This is a genomic window from Actinomycetota bacterium (genome assembly GCA_041658625.1).
In the GTDB taxonomy this organism is placed as follows: domain Bacteria; phylum Actinomycetota; class JAHEXW01; order JAHEXW01; family JAHEXW01; genus JBAZZW01.
In genome coordinates this window covers 453378-475676 of record JBAZZW010000001.1, presented here as the reverse complement: position 1 = coordinate 475676, position 22299 = coordinate 453378, and the positions used below count along the sequence as shown (strand labels likewise).

General features: G+C 52.0%; 26 protein-coding genes and 1 tRNA gene. 22 read left to right on the top strand and 5 right to left on the bottom strand.

Translation table 11 applies throughout. The features are described from left to right. Positions 1-50: 50 nt before the first annotated feature. From galT to WC891_02245, 13 genes are all read left to right on the top strand, one after another. Entirely contained in the window at positions 51-1031 is a 981-nt protein-coding gene (gene galT / locus WC891_02305; GenBank protein ID MFA5866785.1) for a galactose-1-phosphate uridylyltransferase, read from the top strand. 111 nt (positions 1032-1142) lie between these two features. Beyond that, positions 1143-1613: an NADH-quinone oxidoreductase subunit B family protein gene (locus WC891_02300; protein MFA5866784.1), complete on the top strand. Its 471-nt coding sequence runs from the start codon at positions 1143-1145 to the stop codon at positions 1611-1613. Between the two features lies 1 nt (position 1614). Continuing rightward, entirely contained in the window at positions 1615-2058 is a 444-nt protein-coding gene (locus tag WC891_02295; protein ID MFA5866783.1) for an NADH-quinone oxidoreductase subunit C, read from the top strand. A gap of 15 nt (positions 2059-2073) precedes the next feature. Then, positions 2074-3192: an NADH-quinone oxidoreductase subunit D gene (locus WC891_02290; protein ID MFA5866782.1), complete on the top strand. Its 1119-nt coding sequence runs from the start codon at positions 2074-2076 to the stop codon at positions 3190-3192. Further along, positions 3189-4703, top strand: a complete 1515-nt coding sequence (locus tag WC891_02285) for an FAD-dependent oxidoreductase (GenBank protein ID MFA5866781.1) — start codon at positions 3189-3191, stop codon at positions 4701-4703. The genes WC891_02290 and WC891_02285 overlap by 4 nt, the downstream gene beginning before the upstream one ends. Then, positions 4700-5065 (top strand): NADH-quinone oxidoreductase subunit A, encoded by a 366-nt coding sequence (locus WC891_02280; protein ID MFA5866780.1) that lies wholly within the window; start codon positions 4700-4702, stop codon positions 5063-5065. Before WC891_02285 ends, WC891_02280 begins: the two co-directional genes overlap by 4 nt. Then, a complete protein-coding gene (gene nuoH, locus WC891_02275; GenBank protein MFA5866779.1) occupies positions 5056-6084 on the top strand; it encodes an NADH-quinone oxidoreductase subunit NuoH in 1029 nt (342 codons plus the stop codon). The genes WC891_02280 and nuoH overlap by 10 nt, the downstream gene beginning before the upstream one ends. After that, positions 6081-6584, top strand: coding sequence for an NADH-quinone oxidoreductase subunit J (locus WC891_02270; GenBank protein MFA5866778.1), 504 nt, complete (start codon positions 6081-6083; stop codon positions 6582-6584). The genes nuoH and WC891_02270 overlap by 4 nt, the downstream gene beginning before the upstream one ends. Positions 6585-6590: 6 nt before the next feature. Further along, positions 6591-6896 (top strand): NADH-quinone oxidoreductase subunit NuoK, encoded by a 306-nt coding sequence (gene nuoK, locus WC891_02265; protein ID MFA5866777.1) that lies wholly within the window; start codon positions 6591-6593, stop codon positions 6894-6896. A gap of 10 nt (positions 6897-6906) precedes the next feature. Beyond that, a complete protein-coding gene (locus WC891_02260) occupies positions 6907-8364 on the top strand; it encodes an NADH-quinone oxidoreductase subunit M (GenBank protein ID MFA5866776.1) in 1458 nt (485 codons plus the stop codon). A gap of 19 nt (positions 8365-8383) precedes the next feature. Continuing rightward, on the top strand, positions 8384-10393 hold the full coding sequence (gene nuoL / locus WC891_02255) for an NADH-quinone oxidoreductase subunit L (protein ID MFA5866775.1): 2010 nt from the start codon (positions 8384-8386) through the stop codon (positions 10391-10393). A gap of 21 nt (positions 10394-10414) precedes the next feature. After that, entirely contained in the window at positions 10415-11854 is a 1440-nt protein-coding gene (locus tag WC891_02250; protein ID MFA5866774.1) for an NADH-quinone oxidoreductase subunit N, read from the top strand. Between the two features lie 17 nt (positions 11855-11871). Next, a complete protein-coding gene (locus WC891_02245) occupies positions 11872-12783 on the top strand; it encodes a universal stress protein (GenBank protein MFA5866773.1) in 912 nt (303 codons plus the stop codon). A gap of 7 nt (positions 12784-12790) precedes the next feature. On the opposite strand, the gene WC891_02240 is transcribed toward WC891_02245, so the two are convergent. Together WC891_02240 and WC891_02235 are read right to left on the bottom strand one after the other, a co-directional pair. Continuing rightward, positions 12791-15478, bottom strand: a complete 2688-nt coding sequence (locus tag WC891_02240; GenBank protein ID MFA5866772.1) for a GNAT family N-acetyltransferase — start codon at positions 15476-15478, stop codon at positions 12791-12793. Between the two features lie 102 nt (positions 15479-15580). Then, positions 15581-15772 carry a hypothetical protein gene (locus WC891_02235; protein MFA5866771.1) on the bottom strand — a complete coding sequence of 64 codons (192 nt, stop codon included), beginning with the start codon at positions 15770-15772 and terminating at the stop codon, positions 15581-15583. A gap of 72 nt (positions 15773-15844) precedes the next feature. Here WC891_02235 and WC891_02230 point away from each other — a divergent pair, with 72 nt between their 5' ends. The 3 genes from WC891_02230 to WC891_02220 are packed head-to-tail and all read left to right on the top strand — an operon-like array spanning position 15845 to position 16720. Beyond that, positions 15845-16285: an Rrf2 family transcriptional regulator gene (locus WC891_02230; protein MFA5866770.1), complete on the top strand. Its 441-nt coding sequence runs from the start codon at positions 15845-15847 to the stop codon at positions 16283-16285. Continuing rightward, complete coding sequence (locus WC891_02225; GenBank protein MFA5866769.1) at positions 16269-16493, top strand: 4Fe-4S dicluster domain-containing protein; 225 nt, start codon at positions 16269-16271, stop codon at positions 16491-16493. Before WC891_02230 ends, WC891_02225 begins: the two co-directional genes overlap by 17 nt. Before the next feature lie 2 nt (positions 16494-16495). Further along, positions 16496-16720, top strand: coding sequence for a phosphohydrolase (locus tag WC891_02220; GenBank protein ID MFA5866768.1), 225 nt, complete (start codon positions 16496-16498; stop codon positions 16718-16720). Between the two features lie 40 nt (positions 16721-16760). Here WC891_02220 and WC891_02215 read toward each other — a convergent pair whose 3' ends face one another. Beyond that, positions 16761-17225, bottom strand: a complete 465-nt coding sequence (locus WC891_02215; protein MFA5866767.1) for a hypothetical protein — start codon at positions 17223-17225, stop codon at positions 16761-16763. Further along, positions 17222-17581 (bottom strand): hypothetical protein, encoded by a 360-nt coding sequence (locus WC891_02210; GenBank protein MFA5866766.1) that lies wholly within the window; start codon positions 17579-17581, stop codon positions 17222-17224. Before WC891_02210 ends, WC891_02215 begins: the two co-directional genes overlap by 4 nt. Before the next feature lie 60 nt (positions 17582-17641). Between WC891_02210 and WC891_02205 the strand changes: the two genes are divergently transcribed. The 3 genes from WC891_02205 (at position 17642) to WC891_02195 (ending at position 19078) form a co-directional block, all read left to right on the top strand. Further along, positions 17642-17718 (top strand) — tRNA-Arg (locus WC891_02205). 114 nt (positions 17719-17832) lie between these two features. Further along, entirely contained in the window at positions 17833-18288 is a 456-nt protein-coding gene (locus WC891_02200; GenBank protein ID MFA5866765.1) for a hypothetical protein, read from the top strand. Between the two features lie 31 nt (positions 18289-18319). Further along, the gene (locus WC891_02195; protein MFA5866764.1) at positions 18320-19078 is read left to right on the top strand and encodes a hypothetical protein; all 759 of its coding nucleotides are present in this window, start codon (positions 18320-18322) and stop codon (positions 19076-19078) included. Between the two features lie 444 nt (positions 19079-19522). On the opposite strand, the gene WC891_02190 is transcribed toward WC891_02195, so the two are convergent. Beyond that, positions 19523-20293, bottom strand: a complete 771-nt coding sequence (locus WC891_02190; protein MFA5866763.1) for a hypothetical protein — start codon at positions 20291-20293, stop codon at positions 19523-19525. Between the two features lie 383 nt (positions 20294-20676). On the opposite strand from WC891_02190, the gene WC891_02185 reads away from it, so the two are divergent. The 3 genes from WC891_02185 to WC891_02175 all read left to right on the top strand — a co-directional run bounded on the left by WC891_02185 (position 20677) and on the right by WC891_02175 (position 22088). Beyond that, complete coding sequence (locus WC891_02185; GenBank protein MFA5866762.1) at positions 20677-21252, top strand: hypothetical protein; 576 nt, start codon at positions 20677-20679, stop codon at positions 21250-21252. A 202-nt stretch (positions 21253-21454) separates the two neighbouring features. Next, the gene (locus WC891_02180) at positions 21455-21658 is read left to right on the top strand and encodes a hypothetical protein (protein ID MFA5866761.1); all 204 of its coding nucleotides are present in this window, start codon (positions 21455-21457) and stop codon (positions 21656-21658) included. A gap of 106 nt (positions 21659-21764) precedes the next feature. After that, on the top strand, positions 21765-22088 hold the full coding sequence (locus tag WC891_02175) for a hypothetical protein (GenBank protein ID MFA5866760.1): 324 nt from the start codon (positions 21765-21767) through the stop codon (positions 22086-22088). Positions 22089-22299: the final 211 nt, after the last annotated feature.

Here is a 22299-nt window from a genome sequence, read left to right as displayed (position 1 = left end):
GCGCGGTGTCTATAATGATAGCACATAGCACATCTTACGCTGGAGGCTGCGTGGCCGAACTACGTAAAGACCCGACGACCAGACGCTGGGCGATAATAGCGACCGAGCGCTGGAAACGTCCAAACGACCTTGCCAAGAAAAAGGGCGGAGGCAAGAAGAAGAAGTTCTGTCCTTTCGACGAGGGGTCTGAAGAGCTGGCCACCGCGACCGTCTACCCCCATTTCAAACACTCGGGAAAGTGGAAAGTCTGGGTTACGCCGAACAAGTTCCCGGCCCTGGCCTACGAGGGCGTTCCGAAAACGACGATTAAGGGTATGTTTACGACGATCGAAGCGGTCGGCGGCCACGAGGTCTTTGTCGATTCGGCCAAACACAACGCGACCCTGGCCAACATGAAACCCGTTGAGATCGAGGCTATCCTTAACGCCTACCGCGAGCGCTACAAGTTTTGGGTTATGGACGACCGTGTCAAGTATGTCTTGATTTTCAAGAACTACGGACCGGACGCCGGCGCCAGTCTGGTTCATCCCCACTCTCAGCTGACGGCGACGCCGGTTGTGCCGCCGCGCGTCGTCGAGGAGATGGAAAAAGGCGAGCGGTATTATAAGGACCGCAAGCGCTGCATTATTTGTGACTTGATCCGGGACGAGATTGCCCTGGGCAAGCGGGTCGCGTATATGAACGACCGGTTCATCGTTATCTGCCCGTTCGCGTCACGCTTTCCGTTCGAGACAATGATTCTGCCCCGGGAGCATTCGTCCAACTTCATGGATGTTTCCGACTCCGACATAGAAGCTTTAGCCGACATAATGAGCAAGCTATTCCGTCGCATGAAGGATCTCTTAAATGACCCATCGTTTAATTATCTGGTGCACGTCTCACCTCAATATGCTCCCAACTTGAGGTTCTATCACTGGCATATCGAAATCATCCCGCGTATGACTGAGGTCGCCGGTTTTGAATGGGGCGCCGGCATCTATATAAACCCGACTCCTCCGGAGGAAGCTGCCCGTGAGCTAAAAGGGGAATGAAAATAATTTTGCATTGGCGCATTTCAATGTGCTATATTCATAGTTTATAAAGATTGTAACTGTAGATACTAACTTGTCGATGGCATGTTATTCGTCAAGGGGCACCAGGGGATGGGTCTTTCCGAAAAGTACGGCGTTGATAATATTATTCTCGCCAAAGCCGATGATTTAATCCGGCTGGCGCAGAAATCCTCACTTTGGCCGCTAACGTTCGGTCTAGCTTGCTGCGCCATCGAGATGATGGCGGCCTATGCTCCCCACTACGATATGAACCGCTTGGGCGTCCTGCCGTTCCCGGCCAGCCCTCGCCAAGCGGATCTAATGATCGTCGCCGGCACAATAACCGACAAAATGGCGCCGGCGGTCGTCAGGCTTTATGATCAGATGGCCGATCCGAAATGGGTGATCGCCATGGGCGCCTGCGCAATCGGCGGCGGTCCTTTCGCCGATTCCTATTCAGTCGTCAAGGGCGCCGCCAAAATCATCCCAGTCGACGTTATCTTGCCAGGTTGTCCACCTCGTCCGGAGGCCTTGATTGATAGCGTCATTCAGCTGCAGAAGCGGATTCAGGCGGGGGGATAAGATGACTCCTTTAGCGGACCTCCGCCAGATACTCACCGATATCTTCGGCTTGGCAATCTCTTTTGAGGAGAGCAAGGACGGCGAGCTGATCGTAATAGTCAAGCCGGAAGGCATTCACGGCATGATGAAGTTGCTGAGGGATAATCAGGATTGCCGATTCGATTTCTTGCGTTGTCTAAGCGGCGTAGACTATCCGGATTACGTCGAGATCGCATATCACCTTCGCTCGAGGAGCACGAGCAACAACGCAGTCGTCAAGACGAAGGTAGCTAAGAAGAATCCGGTCGTTATGTCGGTTACCGACCTCTGGGCCGGCGCCGATTGGCATGAAAGGGAAACGGCCGAACTGTTCGGCGTCACTTTTGAAGGTCATCCGGATCCGAGAAAACTGCTCCTGCCTGACGGATACGACAAATACCCGTTAAGGAAGGATTTCAAACCCTAAATAGGGGAAGCAGGCATGACGACGAAGGAAAAGACTTCACCAACTCAATTAATGGAAATCAATCTGGGGCCTCAGCATCCGGCGACCCACGGGGTCTTTCGCATGGTACTGACGTTGGACGGGGAGAGGGTCATCAAGGCCGTCCCACACATCGGTTACCTTCATAGAGGCATAGAAAAGCTGGCGGAAAACTTAGAGTATTTCCAGATCACGCCGCTTTTGGATCGGCTTGATTACGTTGCCAACCTAAACAATGAACTCTCGTATGTGATGGCGGTGGAGAAACTGGCCGGCATCAAAGTGCCGGAGCGCGCTGAATACATTCGGGTAATCATGGCCGAATTCAACAGGATCATGTCTCACTTCGTCTGGTTCGGACCTTTTACGAATGACATCGGTTTGTTCGGGACGGGCTTTCTTTACGCGATGCGCGACAGGGAGTATATCCAGCGGCTGTTTGAAAAGGTAACCGGCGGCCGTATGCACTATAACTATTTAGTCCCGGGCGGCTTAAGAGCCGATCTGCCTGACGGATGGATAGAAGAGGCGAACGCGCTGCTCGACCGGATTCCCGAGATGATCGCGGAGTATGAATATTTAATCGAGGATAACGAGATATTCCGTCTACGGACCAAGGGAATAGGCCGCCTCAGCCCAGAAGTCGCTTTGAGGTACGGTGTTACAGGACCAGTTCTCAGAGCAAGCGGCATCGCGGCGGACTTGCGCAAGGACGAACCCTATTCCGTTTATGACAAGCTCGACTTCAACGTCATCACGGCCGAGGATGGCGACAACTTCGCCCGCTACAAAGTGAGGATGGAAGAGATCAAAGAGTCGGTCAAAATCATCCGCCAGGCACTGGAAAAACTGCCGGCCGGCGCGATTATCGGGAAGACTCAACGCCATATCAATCCGCCCGCGGGCGAAGTATATGCGCGAACCGAGCACCCTAAAGGCGAATTCGGTGTCTTTATGACCAGCGACGGCGGCGAGAAACCCTACCGAATCAAGTTCAGGAGTCCGTCTTACTGCAACCTGATGGGCGCCGTTACAACCCTGCCGGGCTTAGTGCTGGCCGACTTGATATCGACTATGGCCAGCGTTGACATTGTAATGGGGTGTATAGATCGATGAGCGAGGTGAGGGAGGCGACGGAGGTGAAAGAGGCGATGGCGGCACCGGAAGAAAAACCGGTGAAACCAAGAAGGAAGCCGCTGGTCTTCGGCACCGGGATCGCCCGCACCTTCGGTGTGACGCTTAAGCATTTTTTTGGCCGGCGAATCACCGTTCAGTACCCGAGGCAGCACAACGTGATCGCGGAAAGAAGCCGCGGCGCGGTCAAAATGAAAGGCATCGCCAGCGAAAGGACCGGCGCGCCAACATTTTCCGAGATGCCGCCCTGCCAGGCAAGGTGCCCCGCTAACGTTGACGCGAGAGGGTATATCGGGCTAATCGCGCAAGGCAGGTATGACGACGCGTACGAGCTGCATTTGGAAACTAATCCGCTGCCGGATATCATCGGCCACATCTGTCCCAATCCTTGCGAAACAGTTTGCCGGAAAGGCGAGGAAGACGCCCCCGTCACGATCTGTCTTCTAAAAAGGTTTTTATCGGACAACGTCAGCGCAGGCCGCCGCAAGAAAGTGTTCTCCAAGCCCAAAGAGAGTAAAGACAAAAAGGTGGCGATTGTCGGCGCGGGTCCGGCCGGTTTGAGTGCCGCCTATTACCTGACCAAATGCGGCTATGAAGTCGTTATCTTCGAGCGTCTGCCAATCGCCGGCGGAGTTCTGCGGGCCGACGCCTTGGCGAACAAACTGCCTGCTCGTGTCATTGATCAAACAGTTGGCGATATTAAAATGCTGGGCGTCGCCATTCGTACGAACACTCTGATCGGCCCCGGCGGTATGTCTTTAGACGATATATTCAACGACGGATTCAAAGCTATATTCATGGGGATCGGAGCGCATCGCCGGCAAGCCGCCTATAACGATGACGGCGACAAGCCGGTCGGCCGGGGAGAGAAGAACAAATGGCTGATTGAGCAGGGGGTCGAGCTGGACGCGCAAGGCAATATCGGCTCTGACAAAGAAACGGGCGCCACCTCGCGCCAGGCCGTTTACGCGGCCGGCGAGGCAGCCGTCGGGCCGACCATCACCGTTAACGCGGTCGGCGGGAGCCGCCGCGCGGCCTTAGCTATTGATATCTTACTAAACGGGCGTCCCAGCGAATTCTGGTCAATAACTTTTCCCAAGATAGAAACCATCAAGAAGCGTTATGATCCCGACACGGCCCGGGCCCAGCACGACAAGACGGAACCGGCTTTCGCCGAGAAAATCGCCATTATTCAGGCTGAACGATGTCTGTCCTGCTCGACAGAGGAATGCATCGGTTGCCATATGTGTGAAAAATACTGTCCGCCGCGGGCTATTAGTATCAAGACCTCGGGCGGCAAGGAATATCGAGTCGACTCGTACGAAATCGATTACGGCCGGTGCCAGCTTTGCGGCATATGCGTTGAAGTCTGCCCGACGCGGACGCTGACGCACACGAAGGAATTTGAGATGGCCGACTATACGAGGGGCGACGCGGTTTACGGTAAAGACAAGATGCTTCGGCGATCTCCGCTACGTAAGGACAGCGAATGAACGCGTATCTGACCAACTATTACTATGTCGCGGCGTTCGCGATAGTCGGCGGCTTGTTCGGCGGGCTGTTGCTGACGGTCGCCAGGGTCTTCAGGCCGAACAAGCCCTCGCGCGAGAAGCTTCTTTCATATGAGTGCGGCATGGAACCGCTGGGAGGCGGTTGGTCACAGCATACGACGCGTTTTTATGTCTTTGCTCTGCTGTTTCTGATCTTCGATGTGGAAATCGCGTTCCTCTATCCTTGGGCGACGGTCTTCCGTAAATTCGGCGTCACGAGCCTGGTCGAGATGTTCATCTTTATCTTCATCCTCCTGGTCGGCTTGATTTACGCCTGGAAGAAAGGGGTGCTGAAATGGCTATAGCGCTCCCGTTCTTACTAGGGCTTGGTCTGGTTATTTTTGTCCTGATCAACATTGTTTTCTTTATGTGGGCGGAGTTTAAGATCGCCGGCCGCGTTGTCGACCGGTACGGCCCGATGGAAACCGGCCGTTTTCATGGTTGGCTTCAGCCCGTGGCCGACATAGTCAAGTTTCTTAACAAAGAGGATATCGTCCCGGCCCAGGCCGATAAACTCGTCTTTAAGGTCGCGCCTTTCGTCGGGTTCATACCGATGGTCATGACGCTGGTTACCATCCCGTACACTTATAAACTTTTCGTTCGTAATCTGGACATCGGCGCGTTCTATATTATCGCCTTGTCGTCGTTTACCTTTGTCAGCCTGATCATGGGCGGGTGGGCGTCAAGTAATAAATACAGTTTGCTCGGAGCCTTCCGGGCGGCCGGACAGCTGCTGTCCTATGAGCTGCCGCTCGGTTTAGCGATCGCGGGCGTCGTTATGTTGTCGGCTACGCTGAACCTTACCGGTATCGTCGCCAACCAGACAGTCTGGAATATTGTTCTGCAGCCGATCGGTTTCCTGGTTTTCATGGTTGCCATGCAGGCGGAGCTGCAACGCAGCCCGTTCGACCTGGCTGTCGCCGAATCCGAACTTGTAGCCGGTTACTCCGTAGAGTATTCGGGCATGCGGTTTGCTTTGTTTATGGTGGGTGAATTCTTCGGTTTATGGGCGCTGGCGTGCCTGACGGTTATCCTGTTTCTCGGCGGCTGGCAAGGACCGGTCTTGCCACCGGTGGTCTGGTTTTTCATCAAGTTCTACGCCATATTCGTTTTCTTGGCTTTTAGCCGTGTTTCAATTCCGAGGGTACGACCCGACCAGCTTATGACTTTGGGCTGGAAAATACTTCTCCCGGCCGGGCTGGCCAATATCTTTATCACCTCGATGTTGATCGTTTTGGTGCCTGATTATAAACTGCCGCTGGCCGTCTGCGGATTCGTTATCCTGATGGTCGCGCTTATCCTGATACGGAGGATACTGAAATGAGCGGCCAGCTGATCGCCTTCTTTATCGTCTCCGCGTTGATTTTGTCCGGTGCGTTGTATATTGTGACAACGCGCAACATCATGCACGCCGTATTCATGCACCTTCTGACCATGTCGTTTATTGCCGCGGTCTATATCCTTTTGTACGCGGAGTTCATCGCGGCCATGCAAGTCCTTATTTATGCCGGAGCGATGACTACTATGGTAATCTTTGCCCTGATGTTGACAAGAAGCCAGAATTCTCCGGAAGGCATGAAGACGGCCGTCGATAACCAGCAGAAAGGACTTGCGTTCTTTACCGCGGCGGGTTTCCTGACGGTCTTGCTTTACGTTTTGATCCCGCACAAATGGACGCCCCTTGCGACCGGGGCGGCTTCCACAACCGTCAAGCAAATGGGCGAAATTATTTTTAGCGCTTATGTTCTTCCTTTCGAACTTATCTCGGTCTTGCTGCTGGCGGCGCTGGTCGGCGTCGTCGTTCTAACCAGGAAGGAGGACTAGCTTTTGATTCCGCTGTCTTATTTCATCGCCCTTTCGGCCACGCTGCTGTGCATCGGTATTTACGGTGTTTTGGCCAGAAGGAACGCCATCCTGGTTCTTCTGTCCGTGGAGATAATGTTGAACTCCGTCAATATCAATCTGATCGCTTTTTCCAGGTACATTACGCCGGACACGATTGTCGGCCAGATATACACGATATTCGCCATGGCCGCCGGCGCCGCTGAAATCGGTATCGGCTTGGCCGTTGTTCTGCTCATCTACCGCGGACGGGAGACCGTCAACGTGGACGAAGTAAACATGCTCAAGTGGTAAAGGGGGCCACATGAAGTTTCCCGTTCTGTCAGTCATTATTTTCAGTCCGCTTATCGGATCATTAGTCATTGCGATGATGAAGAACAATCAGGAGCGGATTATCAGGTGGATTGCGGTCGTAGCAACGGCGGTTCCGCTTGTATTGGCTGTAGTGGTCCTCGCGAATTTCGATCCCGGTCACGGGGTGCAGTTCGTGGAGAAGATTTCGTGGAGCAAGACTATCGGCGCCTCATATTATCTGGGTGTCGACGGAATAAGTCTCCCGATGCTGATGCTTTCCGCTCTTCTCGGGCTGATTGCGGTCATCGCTTCTTGGAGCATCAAGCTAAAAGTCAAAGGCTACTATGCGTTGCTGCTTCTGCTGATGGTCGGCATCCTGGGCGTTTTTCTGGCGCTCGACTATATCATGTTCTATATCTTCTGGGAACTGGTCTTGCTGCCGATGTACTTCCTGATCGGAATATGGGGCGGCGACAAGAGGGAATATGCCGCCATCAAGTTCTTCCTTTACACATTGGCAGGGTCGGTTATCATGCTGCTCGCCATCCTGGCGGTTTACTTCCGCGGCGGCGCAAATACATTTGACATTCTGGCCTTGGCCACCAAGGGTTTCCCCGCCGGCTTCCAGAACATAATCTTCTGGGGTTTCTTTGCGGGCTTTGCCGTCAAGGTGCCGATCGTGCCGTTCCACACCTGGTTGCCCGACGCGCATACCGAAGCGCCCACGGCGATCAGCGTTCTGTTGGCGGGCGTGCTTTTGAAGATGGGCACGTACGGATTTATCAGGGTTATCATTCCCACAACGCCTCTGGCGCTGCAAAAGTTCAGCGGCGTACTCGCGGCTTTGGCCGTTATCAGTATTATTTACGGAGCCTTGAACGCGATGATCCAGAAAGACCTGAAGCGTATGATCGCGTATTCGAGCATCAGCCATATGGGCTACGTAATACTAGGGATTTCCGCTATGACGGCGATCGGCGTGAACGGGGCGATTATGCAGATGTTCAGCCACGGTCTGATTACGGCGATGCTGTTCCTGCTGGTTGGCTACATTTACGAGAGAACGCACACCAGGAGCATCCCCGAGCTGGGCGGCCTCCTTAATGTTGTGCCGCTGCTCGCCGGCGCCTTGTGTTTCGCGTCGTTCGCCTCGCTTGGTTTGCCTGGCTTGAGCGGATTCGTGGCGGAGTTCCTTGTTCTTCTGGGATCATTCCCGGTCATGAAGGTAATGACGGCTATCGCCTCGACCGGCGTCGTGATTACGGCGGGATACCTTTTATGGATGCTGCAGCGCGTTGTCATGGGCGATGTTCCGGAGAAATTAAAAGAGCTTAAGGACGCGACGCCTCGCGAGCTGATTACCCTGGCGCCGCTGGTCCTTCTTATAGTCGGCGTCGGCATTTACCCTGAGTCGGTACTTGGAATGGTTAACCAATCAGTCATGACGTTAATGAAAGCGCTGAGTTAAGGTGGCTTAAGAAGGGATAATGAATATTTTAGCCTATTCCTGGCTTATTCCGGTATTCCCCGTAATCGCGTTCGTCGTACTCTTATTCGGCGGACGGCGGTTGCGTCCGATCGCGCCTTTCGTGGGCATAGGCGCGGTCAGCTTGTCTTGCGCCTTCGGATTTGCGTCGGCTTTGTGGGTTATATTTTACGACTCATACTCTGCCAGCTCGGTTTGGTTTACGGTCGGCGCCGCCAAGGTAAACGTCGGGTTATTGATAGATCCGCTGGCGGCCATCATGCTGATCGTCGTGACCTCGGTCAGCCTGCTTGTCCAGATCTACAGTATCGGTTATATGCACGGCGAGAACCGGCTGGTCTGGTACTATGCGGCCCTGTCCCTCTTCACGGCGGCCATGCTGTCGCTCGTAATCGCTGATAATTTCCTTCAACTGTATATTTCCTGGGAACTCGTCGGTCTGTGTTCGTATTTCCTGATAGGTTTCTGGTACGAGAAGAAAAGCGCTTCCAGGGCGGCCATGAAAGCGTTCTTGATGACTCGCGTCGGGGACGTTGGTTTCTTTCTGGGGCTGCTGGTGATGTTTACGGCCACAGGCACATTCGGGTTCTCGGCGCTCCGCGAGATGGTTGCCGCGGGTACGATCGGGGCGGGAACTCTGACCGCGATAGCGCTCCTGTTGTTTTCCGGTGCGGCGGGCAAGTCGGCCCAGTTTCCGTTATATGGTTGGCTGCCGGACGCCATGGAAGGTCCGACTCCGGTGTCGGCACTCATCCACGCGGCCACCATGGTCGCCGCCGGTATTTACCTGGTCGGCAGGGCTTTCTTCATCTTTGAGGCCGCTCACCCGATAGCTTTGCAGACCGTCGCCTTTCTAGGCGCGTTTACGGCGTTTATGGCCGCGATGATCGCTATTACCATGAGTGATATTAAGAAAATCCTGGCTTATTCCACCATTTCCCAACTAGGATTCATGATGGCCGCGTTGGGCGTTGGCGGGTACGCGGCCGGGCTGTTTCATTTGACGACACACGCTTTCTTCAAAGCCCTTCTATTTCTTGGCGCCGGTTCTGTAATTCACGGCGCCGCCACGCAAAATATCTACGAGATGGGCGGCCTGATGAAGAAGATGAGAACGACCGGGATCACTTTCCTTGTCGCGACCGCGTCAATCGCCGGGATAATACCCTTGTCCGGCTTCTGGAGCAAGGACGAGATTCTAACCGTCGCGGCCGCGAACGGCCACTATGCTGTGTTAACGATTCTGATTATTACCGCTTTCCTGACGTCGTTCTATATGTTCCGGCTTTTCTTCGTGGTATTTATGGGGCCGGTCCGCGACGAACACGCCCACGAGTCGTCGCCTGTAATGACGGTGCCTTTAGTCCTGCTGGCCATCCCGGCCGCTCTGTTCGGCCTGCTGGGTGCGCCTTATCTGGGAAATGTTTTCGGAGCTTTTATAGAACATGGCGAGCACCATGCGCTAGAGCCGAACTATCTGGTCATGCTGCTGGCACTAGGAGCCGCCGTGACGGGTATTGGCGCGGCCTGGTCGATGTTCCGGGGCGTCATGCCCGAGGAGCGATTCGGCAAGCCGTTTTTCTATTTCTATACCTTGCTCCGGCGTAAATTTTTCTTGGACGAAATCTATGAAGCCGTGGTTATTAAGCCGGTCATGTGGTTTGCCGGGTTGACCGCAAAGGCCGACGTCGTGCTTCTGGACGCGATAATAGTTCAGCTGGGGTCTTGGGCCATGCGCGGGGCTCAACAGCTGGGACGTTTCGACAATTTGATTCTGGATGGCACGATCAACAAGGTCGGGATGCTTGTGGTCGGTAGCAGCCAGCAGGCGGCCAAGGTCGACTCCGCGGTTGACGAAACCTACAACGGCGCCGCCCGGCTTATCGGTATTATCAGCGAGCTCAGCCGGAGAGCCTATTCCGGTTCGCTATCCCGATACTTAGGCGTTATCTTTGCCGGTTTCATCGCCCTGGCGTTTTTTGTTTATATGCTGTACGTGCTGATCAAATAGAGCGCACTAGGAGGATCATAGTTGTCTCGCGAAGTAGTTTATTTATTACCTGAGATCATCGTTCTGGTAACGGCAATAGTCGTTCTGTTGCTCGACCTAGTCTTGCCGGAAGATAAACGCCCGACGCTTTTGGCAGGCATTTCGGTTGCCGGCTTGGCTGTGGCTGCGGTCTTCGCGATCATGCTGATAAACGAGCGGATAATCATAATGGGCGACATGTTTGTCGTCGATTCGTTCAGCGTAGTGATAAAAATAGGCGTTTTGATGGGCGCCGCGATGTCTCTTCTTCTAGCGGTCCAGTTCCTGCAGAAACCGAAATCACATCCGGGGGAATATTATTTCCTCGCGCTGACTTCTACGCTGGGCATGATGGTCATGGCGGGTTCGATTAATCTTCTAGTAGCCTTCCTCGGTATCCAGCTGGCCAGCGTGCCGATGTACATATTAACCGGATTTAAAAGGTCGGATGTGAAATCGGGCGAAGCCGCGCTGAAATACTTTCTGTTAGGCGTATTGACGGCCGTTATCAGTTTGTACGGCATGTCCCTGATTTACGGATTGACGGGTTCATTGAACCTGGTTGAAATCGCCAACCGTTTGAGCGCTATCAAGCTGGACAATCCCGTAATTTTCTTAGGGATGACGTTTTTGATCTCCGGCTTTACTTTCAAGATTGCGGCGGTGCCGTTCCATTTTTGGGCTCCCGACGTTTATGAGGGCGCGCCTACCTGCGTTACCACCTTTATCGCGGCCGTGCCGAAGATAGCTGGTTTTGCCGTTTTGGCCCGCCTTGTGTATACGGCTTTCCCCGCCTTGACCGGGCAGTGGACGGGACTCCTCGCGCTTATGGCCGTACTGACCATGTTCAGCGGGAACCTTCTCGCGCTGCCTCAGAAAAACATCAAGCGGATGCTCGCATTTTCCGGCATCGCCCATATGGGCTACGCATTGATCGCATTGACCGTACCCGGCCAGAACGCTTTGGGGGCATTGGTCTTTTACCTGATCGCCTACGGGGCTATGACCGGCGGAGCTTTCGCGATCGTGACCGCCCTCGGCCGAATAACTCACGAGCATGAGATCGCCGATTTCGCCGGCTTAAGTTCCAGAGCGCCGGTATTGTCGGCGGCGATGACACTGTTTATGCTATCTATGCTGGGATTCCCGTTAACAGGCGGATTCACCGCCAAGTTCCTGGTGTTCGGCGCGGCCATTGAGAAAGGGATGGCCTGGCTGGCCATAATCGGCGTGCTGAATAGCGTTGTTTCTCTCTATTATTACTTTGGCATCGTCCGACAGATGTATTTTCTGAAGCCTAAGTCCAAGAAACCTATTAAGATACCGGCGCTCTCGTGGTTCGTAATCGCGGTCGCGGTTATTGTTACTCTTGTCTTGGGGATATATCCGGAACCGGTTATTCACCTGACCCGTGGATTGACTATTCTGTTTGCCCGATTCTAACAGGAGTTGATTTAGCAATGTTCAAGAAGATTCTGTTCCCGACGGATTTCTCCGCTTACGCGGATAAAGCCGTGGAATATCTTGTCGGGATGAAAGCGCTTGGCGTCGAGGAAGTTATTCAGACATATATCCTGGAGGCGGGCGAGGAGTATCCGATCACGTTGGCCAGGAAGAAGCGCACCCTGGCTATGCTCAAAGACCGCGAACATCTGTTTAAAGATCATGGATTAGACATCAAAAGCAGAGTAGAGCTCGGCACCCCGTATAGGGAGATTCTGAAAATGGCCGACACCGAAAACGTTTCGATGATCGTTATCGGCTGCCATGGGAAGGGCTTGTTTGACGAGGTCATTATCGGCAGCGTTTCCGACCGTGTAACGCGCGAGGCCAAAGTGCCTGTTTTGTTGGTCAAGTTCAAGATTTTACAGGACAGCAACGGCACGAGGCTGGAGCAGAGATCGGCGGGGATGTTTAAGAAGATTCTCTACCCGACGGACAGTTCGCCTTGCTCAATGAGCGTCATGCAGTATGTTCGTGAGCTAAAGAAAGTCGGGTGCGACGAAGTAATAATTGCCAATGTCGTCGACCCATCGACGATGCGCGTCAAGAACGTCCCGAACGCGGTAAGAGAAATGGAGAAAAAGCTCTCGTTCGAGAAGAACGTATTCTTAGAGCAAGGTATATCGGCGAAGGTTGCCGTGCCCGTCGGCCGCCCCGTTGACGAACTGCTCCGGCTGGCGAAAGAAGAGCGCGTTTCCCTGATCGTCATCGGAAGTACCGGAAAAGGCTACTTCAAGCAGATGCTGCTGGGCAGCGTTTCGGAAAACATGGTGCGGCACGCGAAATGCCCCGTCATGGTGGTGCACAGTGAAGTCTGTATGATTCAACAAGAACACGAACTTCCGCCTGAGGAAGAAGAAACCACTTAGATTAGGGCTATACTGCGAGGGTCGCCTTGACGCGTATGCGGGCGTCGACAGCCATACAACCCCGGCCTTTATTCAGGACCATTAAAGGATTTATTTCCATCTCGACTATCTCGGGAAAATCTTCGACAAGCGCGGAGAACCGCAGCAGAACTTTCTTAAGCGCTTTGATGTCTCTTACATGACTGCCGCGCCAACCTTGGAGCAGCGGCAATCCTTTTAGCTGATTCAGCATCCAGTCCGTATCCACATCCGTTAAAGGATGCAGGGAAAAGGCGACGTCTTTTTGCAGTTCCACATGGATGCCGCCAAGACCAACCATCAGCAATGGGCCGAAGACCTCGTTCTGGGATACTCCGATTATGACCTCTTGCCCCTCCTCGGCCATGTGTTGGACGATCACCCCGCGGGCTTCTCCAACAAGACCGGCCTTTCCTAATCGAGTCATCATCTTTCGATACGCCTGTTTAACCTCTCTCTCATCGGCCAGGTCAAGGGCGATGCCGCCGATATCCGTCTTGTGGGTTATCGTTGTCGATCGTATTTTAAGGGCGACTGGAAAACCCAGTTTAGCCGCTTGCTTGGCGGCTTCTTCTGCCGACGCTGCAACCTCGGTGTCGACAACGGGGATTCCGTATTCCTTTAACAGGCCCGCCGCGACTTCAGGCAGAAGCCAACTTCCTTGTTCGGTGAGAGGGTTGACGGCGAAGAATTCCTTGCGTAGTCGATTTCCGTCAATGTCCGAAAACACGGGGGTTTTACCCTCCGGCTCCTGCAGATACTGTGAATAATGATAGGCGTGCGCCAGGGCCTGGGCCGCGCTTTCGGGAAAGACATAAGAGGGCACATAGCGTCTGGGGCCTATTTGAAGGTCCGGAGTGGAGCCGGCCGACATCATAAAGTTAGCCAGGACCGGTTTGTCGCCAGTATACGCGGACATGACTTCTTTAATCGCTTTCGCCACGTCCTCCGGACGGGTTATGAGCGGCGGGATGTAGATGATTATGACGGCGTCCAGTTCGGTGTCTTCCAACATGGCTTTTAATGCTTTCTTATAAGACTCTTGCGGCGCGGAGGCCACCATATCGACCGGGTTTGTTACAGCCGCTTCCTCGGGCAAGAACCGGCGCAGTTTTTTCTGAACAGCTTGAGACAGCGTCGGCACCTGCAAACCCATTCCCTCGCAAGCGTCGGCCACAAGAACGCCCGGACCGCCCGCGTTGGTGAGGATTCCTACCCGCGGGCCTTTAGGCAAAGGTTGATTCGTGAGCAATTCCGACACATTGAACATTTCTTCAATCGTAGTAACCCGGATAACGCCGGCCCGGCGGAACAAGGCGTCAACGCCGACATCCGCGGCCGCCAACGCGCCCGTATGAGAAGATGCCGCCCTGGCTCCCGCCACAGACTTGCCGGCTTTAACCGCGACGATGGGCTTTCTTCGGGATACCCGCCTGGCGATTCTAGTGAATTTTGCCGGATTGCCGAAAGATTCAACATAAAGCAAGATGACGTTGGTATGCTCGTCCTCTTCCCAGTATTCAAGCAGATCATTGTTGGAGATGTCGATGCGATTGCCGATGCTGACAAAATTCGCGATTCCGAGATTGATGGTGTTGGCATAATCCAAAAGGGCCAAACCCAAGGCGCCGCTTTGGGTGCCGATGCTCAGATTACCTGCCGGGGGAGTAACCGGGGAGAATGTAGCGTCCAACCTAACGTTAGGGTCGGAGTTGAATACGCCCAGACAGTTGGGTCCGATGACGCGAATTCCATAACCCAATGTTTTTTCTTTGAGTAAACGCTCGCGCTCCTTGCCCTTCGCGCCGGCTTCTCCGAAACCTACGGATATGATAACTATTCCGCTGATACCCTTTTTACCGCACTCATCGACAACGTCCAACACCTTTTCGGCCGGCACCACGATAACGGCCAGGTCGATATCGCTGGGCACGTCGAGAACCGACGGATAAGAAAGCACGCCGGCAATGGACGTGGCGCTGGGATTGATAGGGAAGACCGGGCCGTTGAAGCTTTCTTTAAGCAGGTTTCTAAATAAGGCGCCACCGACGCTATCCGGATTACGCGAGGCGCCGACTACGGCGACGCTGTGCGGATACAGCAGCCGGCGAACGCCGGCGGTCCGGGCGATATGTTCCCGGATAATCTGCCGTTTTGCGTATTCCTCCTGGGCCTCCAGGTCGATGGTGATGTTGTAGACGCCGTCTGAAAACTCTTTGGTCATCTTAAAACCGCTTTCGTCGAACAATGCTAGCATGCTGGTATTTTCCGGGATGACCCTGGCAATAAATTCCTTGATTCTATACTGCTCCGCCGTCTGCGTAAGCTTTTCTAATAGCGCCGACCCTATGCCTTGTAGCTGCCAGTCACCGCCGACCACAAAGGTCACCTCGGCGGTTTTCATATCCGGCGCGGCGTCATAACCGCCGACCGCAACGATCTTCTGGGCATTGCCTCCGTCTTGGGTCGCCACATAGGAGCAGCGCATAGGGAGTTTTACCTCTGTGAAGTCAGCCAGCTCTTCGTCGCTCGTATATTGTTTGGAATAATGAAAACGGAAATAACTGGCCTGGGGACTCATCTGGTCTAAAAGTTCCTTTAGCTGCGGCTTGTCGGCGGGTTTAATGGGCCTGATGACAAGGCTTTGTCCGGTTCGCAGGATTACTTCACTTTCCATAAACATCCTTTCTCGAAAAACATGGTTTCGCGTCAGGTGTCTATTTGAAGTGTAGCATTGAGTGATTTATCTGGCGATTCCTTGGGCGTCCAGCGTTGCTTTTTATTTGGCGGCGATGATGCCGATGAAGCCGATGGCGATCATCGTCAAAGCGACCAGTCTGGTCATCCAGAACGCGAAAGACAAACCCGGCGGCCAGCTGTCTAACCAACGGCGGGGCAGGCTTTGAGGAATCATAAAGATTATGAGGCCGGCGCCGAGAAGCAAAGCGGCGACAAGTTTTCCCGAAATCATATCAACATTATACATTGGGGATTGACATTGAAGTTAAATGGGACTAAATTAGTCCTATATCAAGGAGGATGAATGGAATTCATCAAACGGAACACGGATTACGCGCTGCGGGCACTGGTTTACATGGCGGAAATGGGCGGAGAAAAGCCCTATCCGATGGGTGACATCGCGACCGCAACGGGGGCTCCCGAGACCTTTCTAAGGAAGGTCATCCAGAGACTTGACGCGGCCGGCGTCGTCGCAACCAAGCGGGGCGTCGGCGGAGGAGTCAGCTTCCGAAAGCAGCCGGAGGCGATAAGCATATTTGAAATAGTTGAAGCGGTTCAAGGCCCGCTGGCCATCAACAAGTGTTTCCTGTCCGACCGGGAATGCGTTGACCAAGGTGCTTGCCGGATACGCCGGAACCTTGTCGAGATTCAGGACGACGTAATCGATTTGTTTAAAACTGCGACAGTCGCCAAATTGGCGAGGAATACAAAACCCAAAGGGGGCAAGAATGCCAAACGTAATTGAGATCGACGAAGAAAAATGCATCGGCTGCGGCGCTTGCGTGGAGGGTTGCGCCCGCAACGTCATCGAAATTGTCGATGGTGTGGCCAAGGTCACGCGGCGCGAAGTATGTGACGGGGCGGCCAAGTGTCTGCCGGCTTGCCCAAGTGGAGCGATTTCCATAATCAGCCGCCAGCACTGGCGGGAAGAATTGTCGGGAACTAGGGGATAGAAATGGCTGAAGAATGTCCAGGCTCAAAACTAATCAAAGATCCGACGCCGGAGGAGATAAACTGTCCTTGGTGTAAACAGCCTGTGGAGATCTGGACCGACGAAACCAGGGCGCGCTGCCGAAACTGCGGGCATGTTGTCGTCAGGGAAATGCAGCAATCTTGCATGGACTGGTGCGTTAAAGCTAAGGAGTGTCTCGGCGAGGCCTATAAAGAATCGGGCCATTAGGGCGATGTTGTTGGACGCGAGCTTTATATAAGCAGGTCTCTTAGGTGCCTAGGTTGCGGATGTCATAAAGGATCCACTCACCGTCCTGTTTGGCAAAATCATAAGCCTTTCCGAACTCGGAGTTCAGCGGGCCGATCCAGACCTCCGCCTTGGAGCCGTCGTTGCTGTTCTGCTTTACGGCAAACTTCGTCACGTCTTCACCTTTGAGGGTCAGAGCCAGTTTGACGATATCGACGGGCGTCATCCCGGTTAAGGGGTGCCTGGTTACCGGTCCGCTTGTTCCATCTTTCTTGCCTGCCAACTTTTCTTTGACGTCATCCAGTTCTATCTTTAGCGCCTCCCGTTCTGATTGCGCTTTCTTGACGTCCGCCTCGGCTTTCGCCTTATCGGCTTTCATGGATTTATACGACGAATACAGGTAAACGCTCCCGCCGACGCCGGCCACAGCCACGATTATCAACACGGTTATGAATAAGCCCAGAGCGATTCTTGACGCGGTTTTCATAGCAGGTCCTCCCGTGGTCCGCAAATGTCGGTTAAGATTACATCCCTATAATACCAGCGCGGCGGTTGGCCGAACGGCCGCCGCCATTTCTGTTCGATACCTTTCGGCCACTCGTCGTCCGCCCGCGACAACCAGTCGCGGAACATGGCGGCGACAAAAGCCAGGTAAAAGCCGGGTATAAAGCCCCACAAAAAAGCAATCATAGAGTTCAGGGCGACATACATCGGAGTCTCATGCGGCCAGAACCGGTTGGGGATGGCGAAAGCCAGGAAGGCGGTCACTCCCACCGACAACGCGAACAGAAGATTCCACCGCCACATCCTGCCAATCTGCTCGGTTGTCTTAAAATACGCCATATCCTCATTATACAGATGGCAGGGGCCAGCGGCGCCGGCAGCGTGTTAGAATTGTGAAGTGCCCTCGTAGCTCAGTCGGATAGAGCGACCGCCTCCTAAGCGGTAGGCCACAGGTTCGATTCCTGTCGGGGGCACCACAGGTTAATACACTCCAAGGGCGCTTTGTCTCTTTAAAATGTTGACTTACTAGGTCTTCAAGCATATCTTTGGAGTGTCAAACATGATCGATGCGAACAGTCTTAGGAGGGTACATGTCGAGGGTGTGGCTAAGATACGGAGATAATGAAATAGAGGTAGAAGGTACAGATGCGTTTGTTAAGACCTATATTGAGGAATTTCACAGCAGGATTTCTAAGGAAAGAGGCGATGTAGTAAAGCCCGAGCTCAAGGAAAGTATATATAAGGCATCGTCTACAGAAAAACCAAAACAGAAGGCTCCAACGCCTGCAGAGTATTTTAAGACAAAAGGTAGTAAGGCGGATGGGATATCCAGAGTACTCATTTTTGGAAAATACTTGGAGGAATTCAAGGCAAAAAGCCCCTTTAAGCAGTCTGACATAAATGACATCGCCAAGGAGGCCAGGCTGGCAAAGAATATACATGCCCAGTATTTTACCAACGCCGTGCAACGTGGACTTCTTAGGGCACATGGGAAAGGCGCGTATTCGTTAACTTTATCTGCAGATGAATACCTAAGCAAGATCTAGAGTTGTGAACAGTAGGGATTTTCTAGCGCGGGTGGGAAAAACAAGCGACCTTTCACGGCGGTCAATCCTTCTCCTGCTAATCTACAATGTACTTAATAACAGGGGATTGCTGGAAATAAATAGCAGTGAGCTTAAAAGAGAGTATGTCTCTGCTTTGGTAAAACCCCCTACAGACTTGAGCACGCTCCTAAAATCTCTTTCAAAAGGTAAAAACTCCCCATTAATGGCTGGAAGTCGTCGCTACTCATATTGCTTAACGCAAACTGGGATTGAAGAAATAGAGGAATTCCTTAGCGGGAAAGACGTCACCGAGGTCGTAGAAGGACGATTCTCCTCATATACCCAACCATACTTAGAGAAGTTGATTTCAAGAGTTTCTGATGACAACCAAAAGAAGTTTCTTTCTGAAGCCTCAGCTTGTATGGCCGTAAAAGCAAGGCGGGCAACAATTATTATGGTGTGGATCGTGACTATTGATCATCTTCGTGAATATATTATCCAGCGTAAATTGCATGACTTTAACACGGCCCTTAGCAGACGAACAGACAAGTTTGCCACCACAATCATACGCAATAAGGATGATTTCATGGATATACCAGATGTTGTATTCATCGAAGTTGCCCGCTCAGCGAGGATTATTACTAAAGATGTAAGGAAGATATTGGATGAGAAACTAGGTATTAGAAATACTTGTGCCCATCCAGCTTCGGTTGAAGTTCATGAGACGAAGGCAATAAACTTCGTTGAAGACCTGGTAGACAATGTCATCGTAAAATACCCAATTATATAAGATTCTTTCAGATCGGTTGCTAAGAATAATCCGTTGATGAGAAAGAATTGCCTCGCATTTTTCCAAACTAGGTACAGGTTCGATTCCTGTCGGGGGCACCACTCACTAAGGCCTCGGCCAATCCCTTAACACAATAGTGCCGCGAGGGTGAAAACCAACACGTGGCAAGTCCCGGTACTCCACGCTCTAAAGAACGTTCGATTTCCCCAGCGAGGAAATCTTCACTCCGTGGAAATCCTGCGACCACTATCGTGCACCAGGGCACGATAGTGGACCATGCTCGCGACGGATTTCCAAGGCCTTTCTCGGTAGAGCCCCAGTACTTCCTTTGTATCGCTCGCGGTTTTCACCCTCGCGGCAATATATTAAAGATTTGCCTCCGCACAGGCTCACAGATAAAAGAGTCGCTCCGGCGATTTAACCCAGGTCATCCAAGAAGACACTTTAGGATGGCCCTGTCCCCCGATCAAAGAGTAAATGAAACCTGCTTTCGCCAGCTGAAGTGTCAGCAAGCCAGAACTCATCGATGTTGTCGCTTGGCACGCCGGCATCAAGGGCCTTGCTTGTTGCCAATCGTATCGCCGGTATATTTGCCAACGCTATATCGTCGCTTTCGAGAAGGAGAATGGTGTGATTCCTAGCACTGTGGTAGGAATCAAGCTGGTCATCGGCTTTCTCTATGGTCTTCTTCATGACCTCAACCATCTGTTCTTCACGATCTTCCGGGGCAGGAGCAACTCTTGAGACAAACAAGCCCGGCTGGTCGCTTTCTTCCTTGCTGATAGAGACAGTAAACGGCACGCCTGCTATTGTGTGGTCTTGGAGCCTGCATGGAAGACTTGGCGCGCTTTCGAGGAGCCACTTGCCGATATTTCCCTTGATCGCAGACCAGTCCATACCCGTAGGAACCGAGCCAACGGCCATGCTGAGTTCGAGGCGGTATGTGAAGCGGCCTTTGAGCTCTTGCTCAAGGTGACCGACTACACGCATAAACTTATCTGAATCTAATCGTTGATCTACAAGAGAATCAATTGTCTTATGTTCAATCGCAACTTTAAGGTCGCCTTGTTCCGCTATCATGTCGCACTTCTTGTCGGTTTTTTCTTCCTGGGTAGGCTGATCATCAGGCCATCTTGTAATGACAAGACGATGAGTTGGGAAATGATTGTAGTGCTTTACGAATTGACGAATAAGTTGCTTTGTTGTCTCTTTCATAAGCATATAATAATGCATCCAAAGAGAATCAGCCGGCAAAAGAAAGCAGCGTCTCAGTTCCTGCGGCTGATTTTTGGGGCGCCCCAGGATGACACTTCTCTGTCTGCCTCTAGCCCCGGATTCTGTTTCTGTAAAGACTTGGATTTCAGAGCATCTGATGTGGTAGACTTCTGCCATTAAAGACACAGGATTGAGTCTTGGACATGGAAATGCTGTTGCTTTCTTAAGAAGTAAGGAGAAAGAATAGAGGTCGTTATAGTGACTAATATTATCGCTGACGTGGTCTTCTTTATGAGTACAAACACTAACGTGAAGACTTTCTGTAACGTCGTGAAAAAAGAGGCTGATATAAGGGTGTCATCAACAAATCAAGGTGAAAGATTATGAAGGAACGATTTACTGACGAAGAGTGGACCCTGTTAAAGTATCTGCCATATCATATTTTTGTAATGATACTTGGGACTGATACATTATTCGCGAGTTCGAAAAGGGCCGATAAGATCGTAAGGCGTATATATAATTCAGCGTATAGAATATTTGCACAGGCTTCAGAACTTCATGACCCGCTGACCCGTGAGCTTTTTAAGGATATGCTTAGCGAAGGACAGGCGCGCGCGACCTCATTTGAAGAATCTTATGGATCCGAAACGGTGCCTGATTCTTTTCAAATAATGCTCTATACTTTCCCCAGTATGGACACTGATGGTTCGAACTATAATATTCGAACAGAAAAAGCTGCTGAGGCTGTGGAAATAAAAGCATTATTAAGACAACAATTATCACCCGAAGAATACCAGGATTTTATGAAGAACCTAATTATTTTTGGTCTTACAATCGCTAAGGTCTCTGGCAGTATATTCACTCGCGGAAGAGCAACAAAACGTGAGACGAACGTTCTCAATAGGTTTGCATCTCTGTATGAATTCGATAACGTCCTCGTTGGGAAAGGCATTCTTTAGATGACGAAGACTACCAGATGGTTTTTTGTGGATTACTCTGTTGTCGAAGTTCATAAAAGATTGACAAGCGGAGTTGTTTTCTCTCGTAACCCTTGCTTCTGTTATCTAATTCGGTTCGAAAGAAACAAGGACAACGCATCTTACTTCAAAGGTCTCATCTGCATATAATATTGTTGATTACCTATAGACGAAGGAGACAATAATGCCAGAATCAGATTATGAAATCATCAAAGAACTCGAAGGATTGGAGAAGGAAGCACACGAGGCTTTTCTAAGATATGTTGATGAGGAGCGCAAGAAGCACCAAGGTTTGCCTTATGGTGATATCAGTAAATTCTTACAAAACTGGCTTGATGCTCTGAAACCTTACTGCAAGAAGTTCAGAGAAGTCTATCCAGACGCTTAATACTTGCTTGATATCATTAAGGGCTTTGTAGCCTTTCAGCTAGCCAACAGATAGATGTATTTCCCCAGCTCAGATAGAATAAATATAGTGTAGCTTAGGAGGCCCTATGCAGGTCATCTCATGGCTCTTGAATCTTGCTCTTGGTGCAATCGCAGTCTACCTCTTCTTTGATAACAGGCGACTGAGGCAACTGGATGCCGACAAAACACTGAAGCTTCTCGACATCCAAGAAGACGAGATCAAGCTAAAATACAAGCGACTTAAAGGTGAAAGCAAAGTCGAGATGGCGCGAAGAGGTATTTCATCCAGTAGTACTGCAGATGGTGAAATAAAGAAGCTTGAAGATGATGAAACGCGGGAACTCGCAAAGCTTCAGATCGAACGAGAGCACTTGCTAAAGATAGCTTCACGCCGACGACGGAAAAACTAACAATGGTCGAGCTTCGTGATTAATCCGAGCGCCCTGTCTGCGAGTCTATACTGAGGTGTGGGCGGGAGCCTCGACCCTGGGGTTCCTTTTGATTAGGAATCGCCAAGCGGCACCCTCCCTTAATCCCTCCCCTCAAGGGAGGGAAATTCGTAATAAAGGTCGAGCAGGCAGGGAAGTCACGGAACGAGCGGAGAGCATTGTTTGCTCGCCG